Source organism: Mesorhizobium sp. IMUNJ 23232, from assembly GCF_044326205.1.
Classification (GTDB): Bacteria; Pseudomonadota; Alphaproteobacteria; order Rhizobiales; family Rhizobiaceae; genus Kumtagia.
In genome coordinates, this window is the sequence record NZ_JBIRCY010000137.1 from 1 (window position 1) to 4,792 (window position 4,792).

Consider the following 4,792-nt stretch of genomic DNA (forward strand, 5'->3'; position numbering starts at 1 on the left):
TGGGACAGCCGCACCGGCCTTGCCGCCGAAGAGCGCAAGGCAGAGGCGCGGGGAAAGAAGAAACGGAGTAGCGTCACGACCGCTCATCTCCCCGACTTCATCGCTCCTCAGCTTTGCGAAACCCTTGCGCGTCCGCCATCGGGGGACGGATGGCTGCATGAGATTAAGTTCGACGGCTACCGCATCCAAATGCGTGTGGCTGATGGCGAGGCGACGTTGAAGACCCGCAAGGGGCTCGACTGGACCGCCAAATATCCGGCCATCGCGGAAGCCGCCGGCAATCTGCCGGACGCGATCATCGACGGCGAAATCTGTGCGCTCGACGAGAACGGCGCACCGGACTTTGCCGCCCTTCAAGCTGCTCTGTCAGAAGGGAAAACCGACGCGCTCGTGTATTTCGCTTTCGATCTCCTCTTCGAAGGAGGCGAGGATTTGCGCGCACTGCCGCTGAGCGAACGGAAGGCTCGGTTGAAGGAGTTCTTATCCAACGCCGGCGAGGATGATCGCCTTCGCTTCGTCGAACATTTCGAGACCGGCGGCGAGGCGGTCCTGCGCTCGGCCTGCCGCCTGTCTCTCGAGGGGATTGTGTCGAAACGCGCCGACGCGCCTTACGTCTCCGGACGCACCGAGACCTGGGCGAAATCCAAGTGCCGCGCCGGCCATGAGGTCGTCATTGGCGCCTATGCGACCACCAACGGTAAATTCCGGTCTCTTCTCGTCGGGGTTAATCGCGGTGACCACTTTGTCTACGTCGGTCGCGTCGGGACGGGCTACGGGGCAGGCAAGGTCAAAGACCTGCTGCCGAAGCTGAAGGCAATCGAGGCCGCTAAGTCACCCTTCACCGGGATCGGCGCGCCGAAGAAGCAGCCCAGCGTCGTTTGGCTCAAGCCTGAACTAGTCGCCGAAATAGAGTTCGCCGGCTGGACGTCAGACGGGCTCGTTCGCCAGGCCGCCTTCAAGGGGCTTCGCGAAGACAAGCCGGCCGCGGAGGTCGAGACAGAGGAGCCCGCTTCTGCGACAACGATCGATGTTCCTCAGCCGACGCCGCCAACGTCATCTAAACCCTCCCGTCGCGGCGGCAAAGTCGATGTCATGGGCGTGCTGATATCGAACCCGGACAAGCCCCTCTGGCCCGACGCGAACGACGGCACACCGGTCACCAAGGAAGATCTTGCCCGTTACCACGAAGCCGTCGGCGCGTGGCTGATCGACCATATCAGGGGCCGTCCATGCTCGATCATCCGTGCCCCAGACGGGATCGGCGGCGAGCAGTTCTTCCAGCGCCATGCCATGCCGGGGACCTCCAATTTGCTGGAGCTGGTCACGGTGTTTGGCGACAAGAAGCCCTATCTGCAGATCGACCGTGTTGAAGGCTTGGTTGCCGTCGCACAGATCGGTGCGCTCGAACTGCACCCGTGGAACTGTGCGCCACAGCAGCCGGAAGTCCCAGGCCGCCTGGTGTTTGACCTCGATCCCGGCCCGGACGTGCCGTTCTCGAGGGTCGTCGAAGCGGCAAAGGAAATTCGTAACCGCCTCGACGATCTCGGTCTCGTCAGCTTCTGCAAGACCACCGGCGGCAAGGGGCTACACGTCGTTACCCCGCTCGCCGTGGCCAAGCGCAGCAAATTGACCTGGCCGGAGGCCAAAAGTTTCGCCCACGACGTCTGCCTGCAGATGGCGCGCGACAATCCCGAACTCTACCTGATCAAGATGGCCAAGAAGCAGCGCCACGGCCGCATCTTCCTGGATTATCTCCGCAATGATCGCATGGCGACGGCTGTCGCACCGCTGTCGCCGCGCGCGCGGCCCGGTGCCACCGTGTCGATGCCGATTACCTGGAATCAGGTCAAAGACGATCTCGACCCCAAGCGCTACACTCTTCGCACAGTCCCTGGCCTTCTAGCAAAAACCACGGCATGGAAGGAGTATGATAATGGTCAGCGGCCGCTGGAACCGGCGATCAAACAACTGGCAAAGTCGATGAAGATAGCTGCCTGAGCGACGTTTGGCGATCGGCTATATCGAACACCGCCGCATTGTCCTGGACCGCAGGCCTTTATAGGACGCATGCGCAATTTGATTTCGACGATCCGCACATAGCCTCTAAGGTCTGACTTTAGCCGACGCTTCATAGCCACCACGGCGAAGATAAGGCGCTATGCCGATCGGCTGCCTCGGGGCCGCTAGCGGACTGCCCGATTGCGGCAGCGCTCGACCGTAAGCGTCTGCTCCATCAAGCAATCTTAGGTAATCTTGGCCGTAAAAGAACTCGTCCCTGGGAAGCACAACTGACTGGACTTGCTTGTTCAGGCAAGCATTGCTTTTGTCGAGGCGGGGCGCCGGCGATCGCGAGCCGCCAGTGTCTCAGCCCGCCCTGCGGGCTTTCGTCGGTGCTGCGACCCGAATGGTTCGGGCAGCGACTGACGGAGACTACGATGAACATCCCTGAACTGATTCTGGCCGAGGGTTTTGCCTCTTCGACCGGCAATGGTGCCAACCCAAGCGTTGCAGCGGAGCTGCCTGCTCTCAATGCTGCGAAAGGGCGCGGGAGGCGCGGCGGTAAGGCCCCGACACTTCAGATTGAGGCAACGTCTGGCGACGTTGATCAGGACGAGCGACCTTGCGATCCAGACCCGCTCGGCTCCGCCAAACCGAAGCCGCCGACCTCCAAGACGGAGATGGTGTTGAAGAAGCTGCGGAGTGCGAAAGGTGCCACGCTTGAGGCACTGAGAGAGGCGACTGGCTGGCAGGCGCATTCGGTGCGCGGGTTCTTGTCGGGGACGGTGAGGAAGAAGCTCGGCCAGACCGTCGCAAGCGAGGTCGGCAAGGATGGCGCTCGCCGCTATCGTATCGAAACACCTCACAAGGCGAAGTGACGCCGATGTCGACAGCGAATGAACTGGAGAGGGAGATTGCCGCGATCGGCGCTCTCCCGCGGGAAGACCTGGCCCGGGAGTGGAAGCGGATTTACCGGCATCCGCCACCTAAGAGCCTTAGCCACGACTTGCTAGCCCGCGCCGTGTCCTGGCATCTCCAGGCAAAACGGCTGGGCGGTTTGTCTGCGGGAACCCGACAGCTTTTGAAGCAACTGATGGAACGGGCCAAGCGTGGAGGCGGGCCCAAGAAGGCGAGGGGTGTGCGAAAATCGGAATCGCCTCGACACGATGCTGATATCATCATGGGCACTGCGAGAGCTGCGCATTCTGCTGTGTCACCCAGTGTGGCCTTGGCAAGGACTGGGGCTGCCAGCAAGCCCCGGCGCCGCGTTTCGCAAGGGGCTCGGCTCATCCGCGATTGGAATGGCCGTGCCCATGTTGTCGATGTGATCGATCGTGGCTTTGTTTATGACGGCAAGCTCTATTCATCGCTAACGGCCATCGCCTTTGCCATCACCGGGGCTCGCTGGTCCGGTCCGAGGTTTTTTGGGCTATGAGCGCTGCCCCAAAACTCCGCTGTGCGGTCTATACCCGCAAGTCCACTGATGAGGGCCTCGACCAGGAATTCAACTCGCTCGATGCCCAGCGAGAAGCCTGTGTTGCCTTCATCGCCTCGCAGGTCGGGCTCGGCTGGAAGCTGGTGCACGATCGTTATGATGATGGCGGCATCTCCGGCGGTACGATGGAGCGGCCGGCACTGCAGCGGCTGCTCCAGAGCATCCGTGAGCGCAAGGTCGATGTGGTGGTCGTCTACAAGATCGACCGGCTGACGCGATCATTGATGGACTTTTCCAAGATCGTCGAGATTTTCGATGCCACCAATGCCTCGTTTGTGTCGGTCACGCAGCAGTTCAACACCACCACCTCGATGGGCAGGCTGACGCTCAACGTGCTCCTGTCTTTTGCCCAGTTCGAGCGTGAGGTGACGGCGGAGCGCATCCGCGACAAAATCGCCGCCTCGCGCAGGAAGGGCATGTGGATGGGAGGCCGCGTCCCGTTCGGCTATCGCATCGAAGGCAAGAAGCTGCTGATCCACGATCGGGAGGCTGGCACGGTCAGGGCGATCTTCGATCGATATCTAGAACTCAAGTCGGTGCCGGCTTTGGTCAGAGAACTCAACAGAGGGGAGGGGCGGTTCGCAGACGCCACAGGAGAGTGGCCAGGAGATTCAGCGCCGACCTCTGCCGGCAGGCAAAGGCACTATCGCTATGGCCAGCTTTATCACGTGCTTTCCAATCCGGTTTACATCGGCAAGGCCCGACACAAGGGTCAGCTTCATGACGGAGAGCATGCCGCGATCATCGACCTCGCGACCTTTGAGGTAGCCCAAAGCCTGCTTAAACAACTCTCGCCAGACCGGCGATCACAGACATCAACACCCGACCTGCATATTCTGACGGGCATCCTGTTCGACGAGACGGGCGATCGGCTGACGCCAACCTCGACCGCCAATCATAGCCGGCGCTATCGCTATTATGTCTCGAACCGCCTGGTGAAATCGAAGCAACTCGATCCCAGCGGCTGGCGGCTTCCAGCAGCGGAGATTGAAGCGGCAGTTTTGCAGCACTATCGCGCGCTGCTGAGCGACCAACCTCGCATCGCGGAATGGACAACGATCCATCGCGGCAAGGAGCAAGTGCCAGGGGCGCTCAAAGCAGCGACGGAAATGCTGGGCAGCGCCGCAGGAGAGCCCGGACTCGCTGCCGAGGGTCGCGCTGATCGCATCCGGCGAGTGTTCCCGAAGATCACCCTGACATCGGAGGCCATTATCTTCCAGATCGATGCCGCGGCGATGATCGATACATTATTGCCCGGAGACAATGCGGTACCCGATGCTTTGCGAAGCAACTCGACCG

Annotated in this window: 4 protein-coding genes; all 4 read left to right on the forward strand. The window is 61.3% G+C overall.

The features are described 5' to 3' along the window. On the forward strand, positions 1-1,998 hold a 1,998-nt coding region (gene ligD / locus ACH196_RS37675), incomplete at its 5' end, for a DNA ligase D (protein WP_396651923.1). Between the two features lie 437 nt (positions 1,999-2,435). Beyond that, the gene (locus ACH196_RS37680) at positions 2,436-2,876 is read left to right on the forward strand and encodes a DUF3489 domain-containing protein (RefSeq protein ID WP_396651924.1); all 441 of its coding nucleotides are present in this window, start codon (positions 2,436-2,438) and stop codon (positions 2,874-2,876) included. Between the two features lie 5 nt (positions 2,877-2,881). After that, positions 2,882-3,433, forward strand: a complete 552-nt coding sequence (locus tag ACH196_RS37685; protein WP_396651925.1) for a DUF2924 domain-containing protein — start codon at positions 2,882-2,884, stop codon at positions 3,431-3,433. Then, a partial coding sequence (locus ACH196_RS37690) for a recombinase family protein (protein WP_396651926.1) occupies positions 3,430-4,792 on the forward strand: 1,363 nt, incomplete at its 3' end. The genes ACH196_RS37685 and ACH196_RS37690, both read left to right, overlap by 4 nt.

Bases quoted from the DNA above. Each gene is read 5' to 3' on its own strand.
- ACH196_RS37680 (WP_396651924.1), top strand. From the start codon at position 2,436: ATGAACATCCCTGAACTGATTCTGGCCGAGGGTTTTGCCTCTTCGACC.
- ACH196_RS37685 (WP_396651925.1), top strand. From the start codon at position 2,882: ATGTCGACAGCGAATGAACTGGAGAGGGAGATTGCCGCGATCGGCGCT.